The following is an 18340-nucleotide window of genomic DNA, read 5'->3' as shown; positions in this document are numbered from 1 at the left end:
CCCGCCCATCCCGGCCGGGTCAACCGACCCCGTCGGCGGGGCGCGGCATACTCGCCCGAGCGGCAGGACCGGCAGGACCGGCAGGATCGGCAGGACCGGCGGCAGCAGCGGCACGGCGGAGGAGGTGGGTCGGGATGCAGGTGGTGCACGCGTCCTGGTGGATCGACGTCCACGCGCCCTCGCCCGCGCTGGCCCTGTGGGCCGAGGACTCGGCCACGACTCTCACCCCCGGGCGGCGGGGCCGGCCGACCGGGAGCTCACCCCACCCGTACGCCGTCGACCAGCCAGCTCTGCTCGCCCTGCTGGGGGTGACGTCAGCCGTCGGGGCACCGGACGCGGTCGAGCTGCGGCTGCCCACCCGGGGAGCCGCGCCCCTGCCCTCGCCCGAGCTCGTCCGCGACGACGACCCGCCGTCGCGCGGTGCGGTCCGACCGGGCCGTTGGCGCGTACCTGCCCTGGTCATCGGGCCCGAGCGGGCCCACGCGGTGCTGTCGCAGCTGGATCCGGTCGCCGTCACGTGCGGCGCCTCCGTTCAGCATCTGCTCGACCTGCTCGCGTTCGCCGACGACCTGGTGGGCCGGGGTCGGTTCCTGCCGACCGTGCGGGTCGAGGGACCGTACGCCGTCTGGCGCCCGGTGCTCACCGGACCGGACACCGCGTGGGCGCGGGCCCTGGCCGCCGCCCTCCCGCCCTCGCTGCTCGCCGCCACCGTGGACCAGGACCCCCTCCCCCTCTGGTCGACCGCCGTGGACGACCTGGTCGACGGCGCCGTGCGGGCCGCGGTCGGGTCGCGCCGACCCACCCTGGGCCGACGCGGCACCGCGACCACCCGGGCGTGGTGGGCCGCTCTGACCGGTCCCGCCCGGCCGTTCGTCGCCGACGAGGGCGCCGTCACCGAGCTCGCTGCGTCCCTGGAGCGCTGGCAGCGGGACGCCCTGGCCGGACCCGTCCGGGCGTTCTTCCGACTCAACGAGCCACCACCCGACACCGACGACGACCGGTGGCAGCTCCGCTTCGGTCTGCAGACCAGCGACGAGCAGAGCCTGGTCGCCGAGGCCGAGGACGTCTGGCGGGCCGCCGGGGCCCTGCCGGGACTCGGCCGCACCGTCAGCGAGCCGCAGGAGACCTTCCTGGCCGAGCTGGGCAAGGCGGCCCGCCTCTACCCGGCTCTGGACGGCGCACTGCGGACTGCGCGGCCGGAGGCACTTGCTCTCGACGCCCAGGGGGCGCACGGTTTCCTGCGGGACGCCGCACCCACCCTGGCCACAGCCGGGTTCGGGGTCCAGCTGCCCGGCTGGTGGTCGAGACCGGCGGCGCGGGTCGGGCTGAAGGTGACCGCCACCCCCCGCGCCCAGCCGGGGGCGGTGGGCACCGCGGGTCGAGTGGGGCTCGGCGCCATCGCGGACTTCCGCTACGACGTGGCGATCGGCGACGACACCCTGACCGTCGACGAGCTCAGCGCCCTCGCCGAGCTGAAGTCGCCGCTGGTGCGCCTGCGCGGGCAGTGGGTCGAGCTCGACCCCCGGCGCTGGGAGGCGGCCCTGCGGATGGCCGGTCGGCGCGGCGAGCTCAGCGTGGCCGAGCTGGTCCGGCTCGGACTCGGGCTGGACACGGAGGACGGGGAGCTCCCGGTGACCGCGGTCGCGGCCGAGGGGTGGCTCGGCGACCTGCTGGCGGGGCAGGCGCCGGAGCGGCTGGAGGCCGGCTCCGCACCGGCGGACTTCCAGGGGACGTTGCGGCCGTACCAGCTCCGCGGCCTGTCCTGGCTGGACTTCCTCGGACGGGTCGGGATCGGCGGTGTGCTGGCCGACGACATGGGTCTGGGCAAGACGGTCCAGCTGCTGGCCTGGCTGGCGGGGAGCGCGGGCGCGTCCGCCACCGAGGGTGACGGCCGCAGCGCCGTCGGTCCGACCCTGCTCATCTGCCCGATGTCGCTGGTCGGCAACTGGCAGCGCGAGGCGGAGCGCTTCACCCCGACGCTGCGGGTGCACGTCCACCACGGAGCGGAGCGGGCCCGCGGCGACGCCTTCGCGGCGGCGGTCGCGGCCACCGACCTCGTGATCACGACCTACGCCATCGCCGCCCGCGACGCTGCCGCCCTGCGCCGGATCGACTGGGCGCGGGTGGTCGTCGACGAGGCCCAGGCGATCAAGAACGCGGCCACCCGACAGGCCACCGCCATCCGGTCGATCCCGGCCCGGGTGCGGATCGCGGTCACCGGCACCCCGGTGGAGAACCGGCTCGCGGACCTGTGGTCCATCCTGGAGTTCGCCAACCCGGGGCTGCTGGGCAGTGCCGCCACCTTCAAGAAGCGGTACGCCGAGCCGATCGAGCGTCACGGTGACGACGAGGCCGCGGCCCGACTCCGCCGGTTCACGGGACCGTTCGTGCTGCGCCGGCTGAAGACCGACCGGTCGATCATCACCGAGCTGCCGGAGAAGCTGGAGATGGAGGTGCTGACCAACCTGACGGCCGAGCAGGCCTCGCTCTACCAGGCCGTCGTGGACGACATGCTGGCCAAGATCGACGCGTCCGACGGCATCGAACGACGCGGGCTGGTGCTGGCGACGATGACCAAGCTCAAGCAGGTCTGCAACCACCCGGCGCACTTCCTGCGCGACGGCAGTCCCCTGCCGGGTCGCTCCGGCAAGCTGGAACGGCTGGACGAGATCGTGGCCGAGGTGCTGGAGGCCGGTGAGCGGGCGCTGCTGTTCACGCAGTACGCGGAGTTCGGGGCGCTGCTGCGCAGCCACCTGGCCGGTCGGTTCGGTCGGGAGGTCCTCTACCTGCACGGCGGCGTGACCAAGTCGGCCCGCGAGGCGATGGTGGCCCGCTTCCAGTCCGAGGGGGCCTGGGCGCCGCCGCTGTTCGTGCTGTCGTTGAGGGCCGGCGGCACCGGGCTGACCCTGACCGCGGCCAACCACGTCGTGCACGTCGACCGCTGGTGGAACCCGGCCGTCGAGGACCAGGCCACCGACCGGGCGTTCCGGATCGGGCAGCGACGCGCCGTCCAGGTCCGCAAGCTGGTCAGCGCCGGGACCGTGGAGGAGAAGATCGCGGCCATGATCAACAGCAAGCGCGGTCTGGCCGCCAGGATCGTCGGCACCGGCGAGTCCTGGCTGACCGAGCTGTCGACCGACGACCTGGCTGATCTGCTGCGCCTCGAGGCGGGGGCGGTGGTCGAGTGAGCGACTGGTTCCCGACCTCGCGCCCACGGGCTGTCGAGGACGGTCTGAAGGCGCGGAGTACCCGGGGCGACATCGGGACCTCGTGGTGGTCCCGACGCTTCCTGGACGTGCTCGAGTCGTTCGCCGTGGGCGGCCGCCTGGCCCGCGGCAAGGCGTACGCCCGCAAGGGACAGGTGATCTCCATCGACATCGGCGTCGGTGAGGTGCGGGCGCGGGTGCAGGGATCCCGGCCGCAGCCGTACGAGGTGACGATCGCTTTCGCCCCGCTGGAGGAGGCTGACTGGGAGCGGGTGGAGGTCGCGCTGTCCGAGCAGGCGCTGCCGTGCGCGAAGCTGCTGGCCGGCGAGGTGCCGCCGGAGCTCGAGCAGGTGTTCGCCGACGCCGGGTCGCCCCTGTTCCCGGCCGCCGCCCGCGAGCTGCAGCAGACGTGCAGCTGCCCCGACTGGGGTGTGCCGTGCAAGCACCTGGCGGCCGGCCACCTCCTACCTGCTGGCCGAGGCGTTCGACACCGACCCGTTCCTGATCCTGCGCTGGCGCGGACGCGAGCGCGACGCGCTGCTGGCCAGGCTGCGACTGCTCCGGTCCGGCGACGACACCGAGGACCCTGGCACCGCGGCCACGAGCTCCTCGGTGGTGGTCCCGATCGGCGGCACCTGGGCCGCCGTGGCCGATCTGACCTGGCCCGGGGATCGCGACGAGCGGTTCTGGCAGCCCCCGCCCCCGTTGCCGGCCCGACCGCCGGTGCTCAGCGCGGACCCCGATGTCGTCCTCCGCCAGCTGCCCGAGCCCGAGACCGCGCTCGGCGGGGCCACGCTGGCGAGCGTGCTGCGCGAGCTCTACCGTCGCGACGGCTGAGCTCTCCGACCCGGGGTGGATCCCGCGCCGCGCGGTCCCTGGCTGCGTGACGGTGGTGATCGCGCTCGTCTGCAGGAACAGCGGGATGGAGAACAGTGTCGCGACGGTGTCCGTGTCGGGCCGGGTGCCGCCTCGAACACACCCAGCCCGGTCGACCTCCTGAGGTCGGTCAGCGCAGCTGCAGCGTGGAGCGGAACGGCACCAGACCCGTCAGGTACACGCGCTGCCCGGCCGGAGTCAGGTTGCCGCCGAGGTAGGTGTACTTCTCGCCGGCATCCATCGCGATCGGTTGGCGGATCCCGCTACCGGTGCCCGGACCGAACGTGATCGTGTCGCCTCCGACGGTGTAGCTGCCCTCCCCCTCCACGAGCTGGAAGTTGTCGGCACCGGTCGCCGGCACGACGCCGGAGAGGGTGCCACCCGCCCGGAAGCAGAGCTCGATGGTCAGCGAGGTGGGTGGTCCGTCGAGATCGAAGGCGAGGTCGAAGCCGCCGGTGCCGACCTCGGTGATCGTGATGGTCGTCGCCAGCACCTTCTCGTCCTTCGGCCGGTGCGGGAAGTCCATCTTCGAGTAGAACCGTCCCTCCGACCCGAGCACGTAGGCGCCGTCCGAGCGGCGGCGCCGTTGCGGCAGCGGCAGGTGGTAGGCAACCGCCACCTCGTCCTCCAGCCGCCAGCCCCCACGCGTGCCGGTCACCCCGTCGCTGCGGAAGTGGCCGGTGCTGAAGAAGCGCGGGGACAGCCGGACGGAGTCCAGGATGGCCGCACCCGTGCGCAGCCTGAAGAACGTCGGGTTGGTGGACAGACCGGAGGCGATCTCCCGGATGCTCGTCGTCCGACCCTCGGAGTCGACCCGCCTGTCGTGCCAGTCCGTGCCGCCGAAGATCGTGGCCGTGGTGGAGCCGCGGCGCAGGGTGACCAGCTGGGACCCCGTGCTCACCTTGGTGTAGGAGGTGGGCACCGGTGTCGAGGTCGGCAGCGCGGCGGTGATGTCGGGGTACGCCAGCGCCTCGGCCAGGAACTCCCCGACCGAGTAGCCGGTGGTGGCGAAACCGGGCAGGTCCGCGGCGACCCGGTCGATGATCTGCGTGGCCACCGCGGCGAACTGGCCGTTGCGATCCCGGATGGCCAGCTCGCGGTAGTGGGTCAGGTACTTCCAGACGTGCTGGACCCCGGTCTGGTCCTGCCGCCGGGACTGGACGGTCTCCACCTCGCCGTTCGGCTGGATCCGGTAGAGGGTCAGCTGCAGGTTGCGGCGGACATCGTCGCGCAGCCGGGGCTTGTCGGCATAGCGGGCGATCGTGAGGAGGGACTTGTTGGTGACCTCGGAGGCGTAGTTGGGGCTGCGCTCGCTGTACTCGCCCTCGCTGTCGATGTCGATGCCCTCCCCCAGCCAGTCGTTGATCCGGGCCTTCAGCAGGCGGCTCGGCCACAGGTGCTGCAGATGCGCGAGCGCCTTGCAGATCTCCCAGCGGTGGTTCGGGGTGTGGACGCCTCCCTCGGCCAGGGCGGTGCCGGACTTCCGCATGATCGCGGCGTACCGGGCGCGGATCGCGGTCGTCTCCGACTGGTCGTCGTCAGCCAGGAGCACGTAGCTCAGACCCAGATCACTGATCACGAACGAGGTGTCGGGCGGGCTGTCCAGGTTGCCGACGTCGTAGAGCCCGCTGGGGTTCTGGCGTTCGGCGAGCGCACCCAGGAGGGCGTTGATCGGCCCGAGCAGGCTCGCGGCGTGGTGGTTCGCACCGCGCGGGTTCACGTACGCGCTCACCAGTCGCATCGCACTCTGGGCCAGGGCCCGGGGGCTGGCGAGCGTGTCGATCTGCGCCGCGTAGCCGGCCAGCGTGGTCGGCACCTGACGATCGTTGACCGCCGTCAGCACGTCCAGGAAACGCTCGTCGACCACCGCCGGCGGACGTTTGCCCGGGTCCCGTCGCGGTTCGGCGTGGGCCCAGTTCTCCTCGAGCACGGCACTGGCGGCGACGGCGGCCGAAGCCACCCCCACGGTGGTGATGAAATGACGGCGATCCATCCGGTTCGGCTCCTTCGAGTGTGTCCACACGGTGACGACGTGACCCCCCCGAGGAGCCGAACGACCCTGTCCGTCGACGGTCAGCGTAACCGATTGCGCGAACGGCGACCCGGCACCACACCGCTCAGAAAAGGCTTACTGCTGAGGAAGCCACTGCTCGATGGCGCCCACGACCACAGGATCCTGGGGCTCGGTGCGCGGGCGGAACCGCTTGACCTCGCCGCTCGGGCTGACCAGGAACTTCTCGAAGTTCCAGCTGATCCGGCCGGCCTTGCCGTCGGCGTCGGGGGTCTGCTTGAGCTCGGCGAACAGGGGGTGCGCCTTCTTGCCGTTGACCCGCACCCTCTCCGACATCGGGAAGGTGACCCCCCAGGTCAGGGAGCAGTACTCGGCGATGTCGGACTCCGAGCCGAGCTCCTGGAGGAACTGGTTGCTGGGGAAGCCGAGCACGACGAACCCCCGGTCGCCGTACGCCTGCTGCAGCGACTCCAGCTGCTCGTACTGCGGACTGAGCCCACAGCGGGAGGCGACGTTGACCACCAGGGCCACCCGCCCCTCGGTCAGGGCGCCGAAGGTGGTGTCCTCACCGGCGAGGGTGGTGATGGGGATGTCGGCCAGAGCCATGGGTGAAGCCTTTCGTCGTGGACGTCACCCCCACCGTAGGCGCGGGTCGGTGAGCCCGGACCCGCGCGGGCGTCGGGCCTGGACGTGGCCCGCCGACGGCACGTGTGAGAACGTTAACCAGACCATCGACGAGGAGGGCCAGCACAAGATGAGCGACGCCGCGAGCATCCGGCAGGCGATCACCGAGGGCCGCACCGCGCTCGGTCTCGAGCTCGGCTCGACCAGGATCAAGGCCGTCCTGATCGGAGCCGACCACGCCCCGCTGGCCACCGGCGGGCACGCCTGGGAGAACCAGTTCGTGGACCGGCGCTGGACCTACTCGCTGGAGACGGTGCGCACCGGGATCCGGGCGGCGTACGCCGCACTGGCCGCGGACGTCGCCGAGCAGCACGGCGTCACGCTGGAGACGGTGGGCGCGATCGGGGTCTCGGCGATGATGCACGGCTATCTCGCGCTCGATGCCGACGGTGAGCTGCTCACGCCCTTCCGGACCTGGCGCAACACCAGCACCGGTCCCGCGGTGGAGGCGCTCAGCGAGGCGTTCGCGTTCAACATCCCCCACCGCTGGAGCATCGCCCACCTCTACCAGGCGGTGCTGGACGACGAGGAGCACGTGGGCTCCGTCGCCCACCTGACCACCCTCGCGGGGTGGGTGCACGAGCAGCTGACCGGTGAGCGGGTGCTCGGGGTGGGGGACGCCAGCGGCATGTTCCCGATCGATCCCGACACCCGCGGCTTCGACGCGGCGATGATCGCCACCTTCGACGACCTGGTCGCCGATCGCGAGCTGCCGTGGCGGGTGGCCGACCTGCTGCCCACGATCAAGGCGGCGGGCGACCCGGCCGGGGAGCTGACCGAGTCGGGGGCCCGGCTCCTCGACCCGACCGGGGTGCTGCGGGCCGGTCCCCCGCTGTGCCCGCCGGAAGGGGACGCCGGGACGGGCATGGTCGCCACCAACTCCGTGGCTCCGCGGACGGGCAACGTCAGCGCCGGCACCAGCATCTTCGCCATGGTGGTGCTCGAGCACCCCCTGTCCCGGGTGCACCACGAGCTCGACCTGGTGACCACCCCGGCCGGCGACCCGGTCGCGATGGTGCACTGCAACAACGGCGCGAGCGAGCTGAACGCGTGGGTCGGGCTGTTCGTCGAGTTCGCCCGGGCGATCGGCGCCGATGCGGACACCTCGTTGGTCTTCGAGACGCTGTTCCGCGCCAGCCTGTGGGGTGAACCCGACGGCGGCGGGCTGCTGGCCTACAACTACCTGTCCGGGGAGCCGATCACCGGGCTCGAGGAGGGTCGGCCACTGTTCCTGCGCACCCCCGACAGCACCTTCGACCTGGCCACGTTCATGCGCACCCAGCTCTTCGCGGCGCTGGCCACCCTGCGGATCGGGATGGACGTGCTGACCGAGGACGAGGCGGTGGGGCTGGACCTGATGTACGCGCACGGCGGGCTGTTCACGACCAAGGGCGTCGCCCAGAAGTACCTGGCCGCCGCTCTCGACACCCCGGTGTCGGTCGGCGACACCGCCTCCGAGGGCGGGGCCTGGGGCATCGCGGTGCTGGCCGCCTTCCTGGCCCGGCGGACCCCGGAGCAGAGCCTCATCGACTACCTGTCCGAGGTGGTCTTCGCCGACGCCGACCTGGTCACCGAGCGACCGCAGGCCGGCGACGTCGCCGGCTTCGACGCGTTCCTGCGGCGCTATCTGGCGGCCCTCCCGGTCCAGCGGGCCGCCGTCGAGTGCAGCTGACCTGACAGACTCTGATCATGCTGCTCGAGCTCACCGACAGGGTCGTCGTCATCACCGGCGCCGGCCGCGGCATCGGCCGCACCATCGCGGAAGCCTTTCTCCGGGAGCGTTCCCGGGTGGTCGCCCTCGACGTCAGCACCGAGGCGCTGACCTGGTTCGAGGATGCGCGCGAGCAGGCGGGACTGAGCGGCGGAGCGTACGCCTGCGACGTGTCCGACACGGCCTCGGTGACCAGCGTGATCACGGAGGTGGTCACCGAGCACGGCCGGATCGACGTGCTGATCAACAACGCCGGCGTGATGGGCGAGGGTCTCGTCTCCGAGATCGACGACGCGACCTGGGACCGCTGCTTCGACGTCAACGTCGGCGGTGTCTTCCGGATGTGCCGCGCCGTCGCCCCGGTCATGAAGAGCCAGCGCTCGGGGCGCATCATCAACGCCGCCTCGTTCGCCGCCATCGTGCCGAGTATCGGCAGTGCCGCGTACGCAGCCTCCAAGGCGGCCGTGGTGCAGCTGACCCGCACCCTGGCCGGCGAGCTCGGACCGTGGAACATCACCGCGAACGCGTACGCGCCGGGGATGATCCCGAGCGGCATCAACACGTTCGCCGAGATGGACCCGCAGGCGCAGGGACGGCTGCTGGACACCCTCACCCTGCGGCGCTGGGGCGAGGCCGAGGAGGTCGCCGACCTGATCTGCTTCCTGGCCAGCGACGCGTCCCGCTACATCACCGGCACCCTGGTCGACGTGAGCGGCGGGAAGCTCGCCACCCAGCTCCCCCAGCGGGGCTACGAGATCGCCGGCCTCGACGCGTGACCGGCGAACGGTCGGAGCCGGCCGCCGCCGGCAGGGTGCTCTGGGTCACCGGCGCGGGCAGCGGGATGGGCCGCGCCGCCGCTGTCGCGGCGGCCCCCGGTCGCCGGGTGGCGCTCAGCGGCCGCCGACCCGAGCCGCTGGCCGAGACCGCTGCCCTGGTGGAGCGGGCCGGCGGAGAGGCGTTGGTGCTGCCCCTGGACGCGCGCGAACCGACGGCGGTGGCCGACGCCGCCCGGACCATCCGCACCGACTTCGGCGGGGTCGACGGCCTGGTCCTCGCGGCCGGGCTGAACACGCCGAAGCGGACCTGGGCCGACCAGTCGATGACGGAGCTCGAAGACGTCGTCGCCACCAACCTCACCGCGGTGGCTCGGCTCGTGCACGAGGTGCTGCCGGACCTGCGGTCCCGCAGCGGTGGTCAGGTCGTGGTCGTCTCCTCGTACTCGGCCTGGCGGTTCACGCCGTACGCCGGAGTCGCCTACAGCGCGAGCAAGTCGGCGCTGGCGGCGCTGTGCCAGACGATCAACGCCCAGGAGGCCGGCTCCGGCGTCCGCGCCTGCCACCTCTGCCCGGGTGACGTGAACACCGACTTCCTCCGGCTCCGTCCCGTGGTGCCCGGAGCGGCCGCACGCGAGGTGATGCTGAGTCCGGAGGACGTGGGTCGCGCGGTCCGGTTCGTGCTCGACTCACCCCCGCACGTCCGCATCGACGAGCTGGTCATCAGCCCGGTCACCCAGACCTGAGGCGGCGGCGCGAGTCGGTCCGCGCCCCCGGGTCCGGTTTCAGGCCCCCGGTCCGCGTTCCGGGCCCCGGTCCGCGTTTCAGGCCCCCGGTCCGGGGTACGGAGCCACCGGCGTCGGCCCGGCGCTGGGATGCGCCATCCCAGGAGCTGACAGTGACCGAACCCACCCGTGACTCCGACGTCATCGACCTGCTGACCACCGACCACCACGAGGTGCTGGGTCTGTTGACCGAGATCAGGACGTCCACCTCGCCCGAGCGACGCCGGGAGCTGGCCGACGTGGTGATCGGTGAGCTGGTCCGGCACTCGGTCGCCGAGGAGATGTTCGTCTACCCGGCGATGCGCCGGCACCTGCCCGACGGGGACGCGGCGGTGGACCACGACGTCGCCGAGCACCAGCAGCTGGAGAAGCTGATGAAGGACTGGGAGGCGGCCGACGACGCGGAGTTCGACCGGGTTCTGGACGAGCTGGAGGCGGTGCTGCGCGACCACGTCGACGACGAGGAGAGCGAGCAGTTCCCGCAGCTGCGGGACCACATCCCGCACCGCGAGCTGGTCGGCCTGGCCGCGAAGGTCGAGGCGGCCAAGAACGTGGCGCCGACCCGCCCGCACCCGCTGGCGCCCAACAACGCCCTCTTCCACTTCGTCGTCGGTCCGGGCGTCGGGCTGGTCGACCGGCTGCGGGACGCGTGGTCCGGTCGATCCGACCGCGCGTAGCGGGCACCGGCCCACCCTCCGATCGCCTGTTTGATCTCCGCGGCTCGGGGTACACGGTCGACGGTCGGTGACCCGACCCTCGTGTCGTCGCGCCCTCGCGCCGGTGACCACGAGCTCCGTTCGATCAGGAGGGTGTGGATGGCCCAGGCCGGCAGCTCCACCGCGACAGAACCCGTCCGGGGTCGACCCGCCGACCCGGGACCGGGTGCCCGACGACCGCGGCGCCTGACGGCGTCGCGGCGCGAGGCGATCGCCGGCCTGCTGTTCATCTCCCCCTGGATCGTCGGCTTCTGCGTCTTCACCCTGGGCGCGATGATCTACAGCCTGGTGATCTCCTTCAGCACCTACAACCTGGCCCGCAACCGGATCCGCCCGGCCGGCCTCGACAACTACGCGAACCTGTTCGCCGATCCCAAGGTCGCGATCTCGCTCAAGAACACCCTGTTCTACGCGGTGATGGCGGTGCCGCTGGAGATCGTCTTCGCCCTGTGTCTGGCGCTGCTGCTGAACCAGGTGGGTCGCGGAGCCGGTCTCTTCCGCACCATCTACTACCTGCCCAAGATGACCCCGGCGGTCGCCACCGCCTCGATCTTCCTGCTGCTGCTCAACGGCAACACCGGTGCGGTGAACAGCTTCCTCGGCGTGTTCGGGATCGAGGGACCGCAGTGGCTGGTCGACCCCGCGTGGGTCAAGCCGTCGATCGTGCTGATGACGCTGTGGGGGGTGAGCGGCACCATGGTGATCTTCCTGGCCGCCCTGAAGAACGTGCCGCAGGAGCTCTACGAGGTCGCCTCCCTCGACGGCGCCGGACCGTGGCGGCGCTTCCGCCACGTGACCCTGCCGATGATCAGCAGCGCGGTGTTCTTCAACGTCATCGTGCTGACCATCGCGGCCCTGCAGGTCTTCGACCAGGCCTATCTGCTGTTCTGGCGGGACCAGAGCAACGCGTCGCCGGAGGCCTCGCTGTTCTACGGCGTCTACCTCTACCTCCAGGCGTTCCGTGAGTTCGACTTCGGTTTCGCCTCGGCCATGGCCTGGTTGCTGTTCGTGATCATCATGGCCATCAGCGTCGTGCAGATGCGGGTCGGCAACCGGTTCGTCTACTACGAAGGGGGTCGGTGACGTGTCCACCGCCAGCTCATCCGCGGCCGCCCAGGCCGCCGGCCTGGGCTCTGTCGTCGAGCCCGGGACCGTCGAGCGGGTCGCGGGCGACCGGCCCCGGAAGCCCCGCACCTCCCGACGCTGGCCCCGCACCGTCGGCTCGGTGATCATCGGCGCGCTGCTGATCGGCTTCTCGTTGCTTTTCCTGTATCCCCTGGTGTGGTTGCTGGCGGCCAGCTTCAAGCCGCGCGGTGAGGTCTTCGACAACCGCCTGATCCCCGAGACGTTCACCCCACAGAACTACATCGAGGTCTGGGACCAGCTGCCGCTGCTCAGCTGGGCGGCCAACAGCCTCGCGATCGCCCTGCTGGCGGCGACCCTGGTGGTGCTCTCCAGCGCGCTCGTCGCCTTCGGTTTCGCCTACTTCCGCTTCCCCGGCCGCAAGGTCCTCTTCGGGCTGGTGCTGGCCACGATGATGCTGCCGGGCGCGGTGACGATGGTGCCGCAGTACCTGATCTGGCTGAATCTCGGGCTGGTCGGGACCTGGGTCCCGCTGTTCGGAGCCAACCTGTTCGGCTCGGCGTTCTACATCTTCCTGCAGCGACAGTTCTTCCTCGGTCTGCCCCGCGAGCTGTTCGAGGCGGCCCGGGTGGACGGGGCCAGCTATGTCGGCATGTTCCGCCGGATCGCTCTGCCGCTGTCGGTCCCGTCCCTGGTGATCATCTTCCTGTTCGAGTTCCAGGCCAGCTGGAACAGCCTGCAGGCGGCGCTGATCTACCTGAACGCGGGCTCCGTCGAGGGCTTCACGGTGCCGCTCGGGATCTCGTACGCGATGACGAAGTACAGCCCGACGGCCGGCGGCCAGGGCGACTACCAGTACGTGATGGTGGCGGCCCTGCTCGTCACGCTGCCGATGCTGGTGATGTTCGCCTTCGGCCAGCGCTACTTCGTCGAGGGCGTGGCCACCCAGGGGCGGAAAGGCTAGCGGTCGACGTCGGCTGCACCCCCTCCGCCCGGCTGCACCCCCTCCGCCGGGCTGCACCCTCTCGCCGCAGCCGCACCCGCTGCTGAGGGTGCACAGACGGCTGGCGGGTGCAGCTGCCACGTCCGGGAGTCGCCGCCCGGCCGCAGGCGCAGGAAGGCCCGGTCCCCCGAGGAGAACCGGGCCCCCTTGGGCGCTCGCCGCGCTCAGCCGACGATCTTGTCGTACGCCCGCGTCGAGGCCGCCTGCGCATCGGCCAGCGCCTGCTCGGGCGACTTCTGGCCGAGCAGCGCCGAGCTGACCGCGTTGTTCAGCTCGCTCTGGATCGTCTGCCCCGCCGGCGAGGTCCCCAGCGACTTCCCGGCGGCCACCACGTCGTAGTAGGTCTGGATGGTCGCGTCGATGCCGGCGTTGCCGGTCGGCTTGACGAACTTCGCCTTGATCGCCTGATCGGCGGCGGGCGACCCGGTGAACAGCCCCGCGTTCACCCCGCCCTCCTTCTTCAGCGTCGCGGCGCGGGCATCCCCGGCAGCCATCCAGGCGTCCTCGGTGACCAGGTTGACCATCCAGGCGCATGCGGCGTCAGGGTTCTTCGCCTTGGCCGGGATGACGAACGACGAGCCACCGCTGACGGCGAACGGCTGGCCGTCCTGGTCCTTGAAGGGCGTCGCCCCGAGCTCGACCTGCTCGGCGTACGGGCTCAGCACGTTGACGTACCACTGGGCGTCGACCTGGGCCGCCACCTGGTCCTTGACGAACTGGTTGCCCTTGCCGAAGAAGTCGAACGAGTCCGAGAAGCTCTTCACCTTGGCGAAGCCCCCCTGGGCGTCGGTCAGCTGCTTGAGGAAGGCGAGGGCCTTGACGTTGGCCGGGTCGTCGAGCGCCGGCTTTCCCTGGTCGTCGACGAGGCGCCCGCCGGAACCCAGCACCCACAACGGTGCCTGTCCGGTCGCCACCGGATCGAAGCCCAACCGGGTTGGCTTGCCGCCGTCTTCGCGGTAGAGCTTCTTCGTCGTGGCCACCAGCTCGTCGGGCTTGGACGTGTCGATCTGCGCGGCGTCGACCCCCGCGGCCTTCAACGCCCGCTGATTGAGCATGATCGCGGCGGGCTGGAAGAACTGAGGCGCGGCCCAGAGCTTGCCGTCGTAGGTGACGTCAGCGGTCACCGACGGGTAGAACTGCGTCGCCGGGTCCATCCCCCACGCGCTGAAGCACGCGTCCACCGGCAGGATCAGGTCCTGCGCGGCGTACGTCGCGACGAACTGACGGTCCATCTGGACCACGTCCGGGACGTCACCGCTGGCCAGGCGGGTGGTGAGCTTCTGGGCGTCGAAGCCGGTGGCGTCGAGCTTCACCGTCACGTCCGCGAGCGTGGACGCGGCGTGGTCGAGGCGGGCCTGACCCACGTCATCGGCGTTGTCGAACCCCCACGCGTTCAGCTCCCCGCTCGGGTTGGTGGTGAACTGCGGCTGGTCCTCGGACTGGCTGTCGGGATCGGCCCCGCCGCCGCAGCCGGCCACCATCACGAGGGCGGCCACTGCTCCGGCCGCCACCCCCCATCGTCGCTTCATGTCGTCTCCACGGTCAGGCCCCGGACGCGCCGGGTCACGAACGGAGTCTGCGGCCGCAGCTCCGTGTCGTCCGTACCCGAAGCTCCGCCGGCCAAACCGCGGGCGAGAGACGGTCCGGGTCGATCGACTGACCAGGGCCGGCCGGTCCGGAACCTCGCACAGCCGAATCCGGCCACCCGGTCGTGCGAGCGCCGGCCGACCCGGGTGCTCCTCGACGGCGACCTCCCCGCGTCAGCGCCTTCCCCGACGACCCAGCGCCGACGCGGCTGCAGCAGTAGCCTGAGCCCGTTCCGCGTGTCGCGCAGAGAGGCGGGTCCCGTGACATCCGACGATGCTCGACTCGCGGACGTGATGGCCGCCGCCGCGCGCGAGATGCACGCTCCGACCACCACGTCCGAGGTCTTGAACCGCCTGGTCCACGTAGCGGTGCGCGCAGTTCCCGGCACCGAGTTCGCCGGGGTCTCGGTCGCCGATCGCTCCGGTGTCCATACGCTCGCGTCCACGGGGCCCGTGGTCGACGAGCTGGACCGTGCCCAGTACGAGCTGAACGAGGGACCGTGTCTCGACGCCATGCGCCAGGGCGGCGCGGTGGCGGTCGCCGACATGCGGGTGGAGGGGCGGTGGCCGCGCTTCGCCCGGCGAGCTGTCGGGCAGGGCGTCCTGTCCCAGCTCGGCATCGAGATCTACCGAGACCGCTCGGGTGTGGGTGGACTCAACCTGTACGCGAGCTCACCCTTCGCCTTCGACGAGGGAACCCGACACGCGGCTGAGGTGTTCGTCGTCCACGCAGCTCTCGCCCTGGACAAGGTCAGGACCACCTCCGACCTCACCACCGCCCTCCAGCACCGGCAGACCATCGGTCAGGCCGTCGGCATCACGATGCAGCGGTACGGCATCGACGAACACGCAGCCTTCGACTACCTCGCTCGGATCTCGCAGAACAGCAACATCAAGCTGCGTGACGTCGCCCGCCGGGTCGTCGACGACCTCACCGGCGCCGTCCGCTCGGGCCATCCGTGCCGACCCGCGGGCACCCTCGTCCGGCGGGTCACCGTCGACGCTCCCCACCCGCCCCCAGCCGCCGAATCAGGACCGGCACCGCGGCGGCCAGCACGATGAGGACCATAAGCGCAGCAGCCGAGATCACCCCGACCGTCCGACCGACGGCCACGTCCAGGACGAACAGCACCGTTCCCACCACGATCAGCGCGACCCCGGCCAGCTGCAGCCGCAGGGCGTAGTGACCCACCGTCACCACCGAGACCTTCAGGTGGAGTCGGAAGAGTGAGCGGTGGAGGTTCACCGGGGTGAGACCGAGGACGATGGTCACCCCGGCCAGGATCACCAGCCCGACGTAGACCCCCCGCTGGAAGGTGTCGAGGGACGCGAACCGCGGCTGGAACGCCAGGGTGAGGAGGAATCCGCTGAGGATCTGGGTGCCGGTCTGCGTCACCCGGAGCTCTTGCAGGATGTCGTTCCAGTTGCGATCCATCCGTTCGTTCTCGGTCTCGTCGCGACCGTCCCGCGGGTCCACGTCCATCATCTCCACCTCCAGTCCGATCATGCTCCAGATCCACCCCGGTCGGGCGCGTTCGCGACTCCTCACCACGGCCGGAGGCGGCCGTGCGATCGAGCAGAACCCGAAGATCCGTGGGTGCCGATGTTTACCTTCGCCGTAACGGGTTACCAGTGAGCAGCACCACATCGACAGAGCTGCGCCGCAGTTCTCAGCAGAAGGAGAAGCCGATGACTCAGTCCCCTCTGGGCCACGATCCGAGCCAACCGGGCCCCTTCGACGGCCCCGGGCCCGGTGAGCCCGACCTGCCCACCACCCAGCAGGACCTGACCACGACACAGGGTGCCTCCGTGCCCGACGACCCGGCGGTGACCGGGACGAGCTCGTCGTACGCCGACGAGAGCTTCTCGAGCGAGCCCACCTTCGCGGGCGGGTCCTTCGACGACAGATCGACAGGCCTCGGCGGGACGACCGCTGGCGGCATCGGCGGACCTGGTTCGTCCTCGTCGGACTCGAAGACCGACACCGCCAAGAGCGAGGCGAAGCAGGTCGCCGGCACGGCGGTCGACTCCGGCAAGCAGGTGGCCCAGACGGCCAAGGAGGAGGTCGCGAACGTGGCGGCCGAGACCAAGCAGCAGGCCGCGTCGCTGTTCGACACGGTGCGCACCGAGGCGAGTCAGCAGGTGTCGACCTCGCAGGGCATGATCGCCGAGGCGCTGCACGGTCTGGCGAGAGAGCTCGGCAGCATGGCGTCGGCGAGCGAGGAGTCGGGACCGCTGACCGACCTGGCCCACGAGGCCTCCCGCCGGGGCGGCGAGGTCGCGCACTGGCTGCAGGACCGCGAGCCGGCCGACGTGCTGGACTCGGTCCGGACCTACGGCCGCCAGCACCCGGTGGCGTTCCTGGCACTCTGCGGACTCGCCGGCGTGGTGGCGGGGCGGCTCACCCGGAGCGCGGTCGCCACCCGCACGAGCCTGGACTCCAAGGACGACAGCCGTACGGGGCACTCCGACCAGCTCCGGAGCAGCTACGTCACCACCCCGGTCACCCGGCCCGTCGCCGACCCGGTGTCGGCACCGGTCTCGACCGGGGTCTACGGCGGCTCCCTGGAGACCACCGCTCCGGCCGACCCGTACGACCGTCCCCCGGCCGGCCCCGGCTACGTGGGCCCGGCCGGCTCGCTCGACGACCCGAACGGTGATCTGACCCGATGACCACCACACCGCATCCGGATCGCGCCGACTCCGTGGCCGCGGCGGCCCGCGAGGGCTACGCCGCTCCCCGTTCGCCGCTGGCGGCCGAGGACGGTCGCAGCCTGGGCTCCGTGCTCGGTGACATCACCGCCAACATCTCCACGCTGCTGCAGCAGGAGGTGGCCCTGGCCAAGGCGGAGCTGCGCCAGTCCGGCACCCAGGCGGGCAAGGGCCTCGGCCTGTTCGTCGGCGCCGGCGTGGCAGGTCTCCTGCTGCTGGTGTTCATCTCGGTGAGCGCCTGGTGGGGCCTGGGGCAGTACATCGAGAACCAGTGGTCGGCCCTGGTGGTCGCCGCGGTCTGGGCGATCATCGCCCTGATCCTGTTCACGGCCGGCAAGGCCGAGCTGAAGCGTGTCCGTGGTCTTCCGACCACGGCCGAAACCCTGGGCAAAGTCCCGCCGGCCCTCAAGGGCCATGAGGAGGAGAACCGATGAGCCAGAACGATCCCGAGGTGCTGCGGGCTGAGATCGAGCGGACCCGCGCCGAGCTGAGCAACAACGTGGACACCCTGACCGACACGGCCAACCCGAAGAACATCGCGCACCGCCAGGCCGACAAGGTCAAGAGCGCGGCTCGTGGAGTGCGTGAGCACCTCATGGGCGCTCCGGACGACCCCTACGACGCAGGCACCCTGGGCGACCGGCGCGACGCCGTCCAGGACAAGGTGGGCGCCGTCCAGGACCGAGCGGCCGGAGCCCTCGACACCGTGGCCGACGCACCGGCGCAGGCCAAGCGCAAGACGCGGGGGAACCCGCTCGCGGCTGGTCTGATCGCCTTCGGCGTCGGCTACCTGATCTCCTCGGCCATCCCGAGCAGCGAGCGGGAGCAGGAGGCGGCGAGCCGCCTCCAGGAGAAGGCCGCTCCGCTCAAGGAGAAGGTCAGCGAGGCCGCGGGTGAGGTGGCCGAGCGGCTGCGGGAGCCTGCCCAGGCGGCCGCCGCGTCGGTCAAGGACGCGGCCACCGAGGCCGTCTCGAACGTCAAGGACGAGGGCGTCTCGGCCAAGGACGACGTCCAGGGTCAGGTCCGCGACTCGGCCGACACGGTCAAGGGAAGCGCCACCTCCTGACCCCGATCAGCGCCGGTGGGTCCGTGGCCCGCCGCCTCGGGTCCACCGGCGCACTCAGGGTGGTCGACGACGACGTCGGGAGATTCGTCTCGATCACCCGATGATGTCGCCTGACACCAGAGCGCCGC

The 18340-nt window shown here is 71.4% G+C and carries 16 protein-coding genes and 1 pseudogene; 13 read left to right on the top strand and 4 right to left on the bottom strand.

Annotated features, from left to right (window positions below):
* Positions 1-134 precede the first annotated feature (134 nt).
* The 3 genes and pseudogenes from ABD714_RS03695 (at position 135) to ABD714_RS03690 (ending at position 4043) form a co-directional block, all read left to right on the top strand.
* Positions 135-3188 carry an SNF2-related protein gene (locus tag ABD714_RS03695; RefSeq protein ID WP_344810912.1) on the top strand — a complete coding sequence of 1018 codons (3054 nt, stop codon included), beginning with the start codon at positions 135-137 and terminating at the stop codon, positions 3186-3188.
* Positions 3185-3628 (top strand): annotated as a pseudogene (locus ABD714_RS23035) (SWIM zinc finger family protein); the annotation flags it as partial. The gene ABD714_RS03695 and the pseudogene ABD714_RS23035, both read left to right, overlap by 4 nt.
* Before the next feature lie 7 nt (positions 3629-3635).
* Positions 3636-4043, top strand: coding sequence for a hypothetical protein (locus ABD714_RS03690; protein WP_344810911.1), 408 nt, complete (start codon positions 3636-3638; stop codon positions 4041-4043).
* Between the two features lie 169 nt (positions 4044-4212).
* Here ABD714_RS03690 and ABD714_RS03685 read toward each other — a convergent pair whose 3' ends face one another.
* Positions 4213-6075: a hypothetical protein gene (locus ABD714_RS03685; protein ID WP_344810910.1), complete on the bottom strand. Its 1863-nt coding sequence runs from the start codon at positions 6073-6075 to the stop codon at positions 4213-4215.
* A 135-nt stretch (positions 6076-6210) separates the two neighbouring features.
* The gene (locus ABD714_RS03680; RefSeq protein WP_344810909.1) at positions 6211-6699 is read right to left on the bottom strand and encodes a glutathione peroxidase; all 489 of its coding nucleotides are present in this window, start codon (positions 6697-6699) and stop codon (positions 6211-6213) included.
* Positions 6700-6847: 148 nt separating this feature from the next.
* On the opposite strand from ABD714_RS03680, the gene ABD714_RS03675 reads away from it, so the two are divergent.
* The 6 genes from ABD714_RS03675 to ABD714_RS03650 all read left to right on the top strand — a co-directional run bounded on the left by ABD714_RS03675 (position 6848) and on the right by ABD714_RS03650 (position 12809).
* Complete coding sequence (locus tag ABD714_RS03675) at positions 6848-8449, top strand: xylulokinase (RefSeq protein ID WP_344810908.1); 1602 nt, start codon at positions 6848-6850, stop codon at positions 8447-8449.
* A gap of 17 nt (positions 8450-8466) precedes the next feature.
* Complete coding sequence (locus ABD714_RS03670; RefSeq protein WP_344810907.1) at positions 8467-9264, top strand: SDR family NAD(P)-dependent oxidoreductase; 798 nt, start codon at positions 8467-8469, stop codon at positions 9262-9264.
* A complete protein-coding gene (locus ABD714_RS03665) occupies positions 9261-10007 on the top strand; it encodes an SDR family oxidoreductase (protein ID WP_344810906.1) in 747 nt (248 codons plus the stop codon). The genes ABD714_RS03670 and ABD714_RS03665 overlap by 4 nt, the downstream gene beginning before the upstream one ends.
* Positions 10008-10159: 152 nt before the next feature.
* Positions 10160-10723: a hemerythrin domain-containing protein gene (locus tag ABD714_RS03660; protein ID WP_344810905.1), complete on the top strand. Its 564-nt coding sequence runs from the start codon at positions 10160-10162 to the stop codon at positions 10721-10723.
* Positions 10724-10861: 138 nt separating this feature from the next.
* Positions 10862-11845, top strand: a complete 984-nt coding sequence (locus tag ABD714_RS03655; RefSeq protein WP_344810904.1) for a carbohydrate ABC transporter permease — start codon at positions 10862-10864, stop codon at positions 11843-11845.
* A 1-nt stretch (position 11846) separates the two neighbouring features.
* Positions 11847-12809 carry a carbohydrate ABC transporter permease gene (locus ABD714_RS03650; RefSeq protein WP_344810903.1) on the top strand — a complete coding sequence of 321 codons (963 nt, stop codon included), beginning with the start codon at positions 11847-11849 and terminating at the stop codon, positions 12807-12809.
* A gap of 203 nt (positions 12810-13012) precedes the next feature.
* Here the strand turns inward: ABD714_RS03650 and ABD714_RS03645 are convergent, their stop codons facing one another.
* The gene (locus ABD714_RS03645; RefSeq protein ID WP_344810902.1) at positions 13013-14377 is read right to left on the bottom strand and encodes an extracellular solute-binding protein; all 1365 of its coding nucleotides are present in this window, start codon (positions 14375-14377) and stop codon (positions 13013-13015) included.
* 318 nt (positions 14378-14695) lie between these two features.
* Here ABD714_RS03645 and ABD714_RS03640 point away from each other — a divergent pair, with 318 nt between their 5' ends.
* Positions 14696-15496: a GAF and ANTAR domain-containing protein gene (locus tag ABD714_RS03640; protein ID WP_344810901.1), complete on the top strand. Its 801-nt coding sequence runs from the start codon at positions 14696-14698 to the stop codon at positions 15494-15496.
* Here the strand turns inward: ABD714_RS03640 and ABD714_RS03635 are convergent.
* Positions 15426-15941 carry a DUF6328 family protein gene (locus ABD714_RS03635; RefSeq protein ID WP_344810900.1) on the bottom strand — a complete coding sequence of 172 codons (516 nt, stop codon included), beginning with the start codon at positions 15939-15941 and terminating at the stop codon, positions 15426-15428. The two genes, ABD714_RS03640 and ABD714_RS03635, sit on opposite strands and share 71 nt — an antisense overlap.
* A 182-nt stretch (positions 15942-16123) precedes the next feature.
* On the opposite strand from ABD714_RS03635, the gene ABD714_RS03630 reads away from it, so the two are divergent.
* The 3 genes from ABD714_RS03630 to ABD714_RS03620 are packed head-to-tail and all read left to right on the top strand — an operon-like array spanning position 16124 to position 18212.
* Positions 16124-17107 carry a hypothetical protein gene (locus tag ABD714_RS03630; protein ID WP_344810899.1) on the top strand — a complete coding sequence of 328 codons (984 nt, stop codon included), beginning with the start codon at positions 16124-16126 and terminating at the stop codon, positions 17105-17107.
* Positions 17104-17580: a phage holin family protein gene (locus tag ABD714_RS03625; protein ID WP_344810898.1), complete on the top strand. Its 477-nt coding sequence runs from the start codon at positions 17104-17106 to the stop codon at positions 17578-17580. The genes ABD714_RS03630 and ABD714_RS03625 overlap by 4 nt, the downstream gene beginning before the upstream one ends.
* The gene (locus tag ABD714_RS03620; protein ID WP_344810897.1) at positions 17577-18212 is read left to right on the top strand and encodes a DUF3618 domain-containing protein; all 636 of its coding nucleotides are present in this window, start codon (positions 17577-17579) and stop codon (positions 18210-18212) included. Before ABD714_RS03625 ends, ABD714_RS03620 begins: the two co-directional genes overlap by 4 nt.
* Positions 18213-18340 lie beyond the last annotated feature (128 nt).

The sequence above is a fragment of the Microlunatus aurantiacus genome (genome assembly GCF_039536605.1).
Taxonomy (GTDB): Bacteria; Actinomycetota; Actinomycetes; order Propionibacteriales; family Propionibacteriaceae; genus Microlunatus; species Microlunatus aurantiacus.
The sequence above is the reverse complement of the archived record's forward strand: the minus strand, read 5'-3'. Positions and strand labels throughout refer to the sequence as shown.